General features: G+C 40.7%; 2 protein-coding genes and 1 pseudogene. 1 reads left to right on the top strand and 2 read right to left on the bottom strand.

The window, feature by feature from the left end; genetic code table 11:
• Positions 1 to 193: hypothetical protein (locus tag BIY37_RS13720; protein WP_230402385.1), on the top strand; the 193-nt coding region annotated here is incomplete at its 5' end.
• Between the two features lie 231 nt (positions 194 to 424).
• Here the strand turns inward: BIY37_RS13720 and BIY37_RS00085 are convergent.
• On the bottom strand, positions 425 to 661 hold the full coding sequence (locus BIY37_RS00085) for a type II toxin-antitoxin system HicB family antitoxin (RefSeq protein ID WP_070065818.1): 237 nt from the start codon (positions 659 to 661) through the stop codon (positions 425 to 427).
• A pseudogene (locus tag BIY37_RS00080) lies at positions 654 to 913 on the bottom strand (type II toxin-antitoxin system HicA family toxin). Before BIY37_RS00080 ends, BIY37_RS00085 begins: the two are co-directional and overlap by 8 nt.
• Between the last annotated feature and the right edge of the window lie 368 nt (positions 914 to 1,281).

Below are 1,281 nucleotides of genomic sequence, written 5' to 3'. Positions count from 1 at the left end.
ATCAATATTTTGTTCACTCATAGTGTTTGTGAGCGAATGTACGCTGAATAGTTACGAAATCTTTCAAATAAATGGCCCAACGTTTTTGGATATTTCACCTAATGTGAATTATACCACTTTTTTCGCTCCATCACCAGGCTTTACAGGCTTTTGGCTTTCCATCCGCAAGCCAAACCTATTACCGGATGGTTAGCGGTTGGTAGAGCATAATGGGTAACCCTGTTTTCTTCTGAGTTCATTCTTGTCTTCTTTAAATGGATTGGGATAACTCCATAGCTTTAGGAAAGTGCGATCACAAAGATCTGCGAGCAGTCTTTCGGTGGGTGTCATTCCATCAGATTTGATTATTTTCATGGTTCTTGTAATTTCGGCGTACAATGATTGAACTGTGCAGTGGCAGAACGTCATCCGCACGAGTGCTTTGTTAGGCATTAAAAATATTCTTGTATGCAAAGACCAATCTACCTTTTGACTCAGGAATAGGGCGACCTAATTCTTTTGCAGTTTCTATCCACTCCTGTATAACGACTTCAACCTTGCTAAGAGCTTTCTGATATGTGTCTCCATCTGCTGCACACCCGGGTAACTCTGGTACTTCTGCAATAAATGCCGGATCCTCTTCGCTCCAGTATATAATCACTTCATATTTGTATTTACTCATTTCTCTGTTCTCTTAATTTATATTTTAATATCACATGCGAGCCTGTTTAACCTGATAAGGCTTTGATTTCGTACCTTTAGGTTGTAAATTGAGTATCTCTTCAACACCATGCTTTGTAAATATATGATGACTACCTTTAATTCTCTCTTCAAACCCTATATGTTTCAACAAACTATATAATCCATCAAAAGGAATATTTGCATCCGAAGTTCCACGTAGAATTTGAACAAGAAGTTTTTCATGTTTGCTCATCGGATATATTATAATACAATAGAATCGCTTTTTATATATTTTTATTTGCCTAACGACTCCGCTGAGCAGCAGCCGAAGGCTGTCTGTCTTGAGTGGATTTGTTTCCGAAGCGCGCAGTGCACGAACTTGATGCACCTGTTAGCCACCGACCGCCCCAGGCAGATCGGTTAAAATCTTTGCCTCCATAAGTTCCTGCTTGAGGTCCTGCTTCTATGCGCCCGCCTCGTCCATCTTAAGATAGACGATTCCATAATAATCGAATGGCAATTCAACCCCCTGCTTGGGTGCATAAAGGGTCACCCATTCTCTTCCCAGTTAGGCATTGTAAACTCATGATTCAAATTCACTTCGGGGCAGTCCAGACTGGC

The sequence above is a fragment of the Candidatus Brocadia sapporoensis genome, assembly GCF_001753675.2.
Classification (GTDB): domain Bacteria; phylum Planctomycetota; class Brocadiia; order Brocadiales; family Brocadiaceae; genus Brocadia; species Brocadia sapporoensis.
The sequence above is the reverse complement of the archived record's forward strand: the minus strand, read 5'-3'. Positions and strand labels throughout refer to the sequence as shown.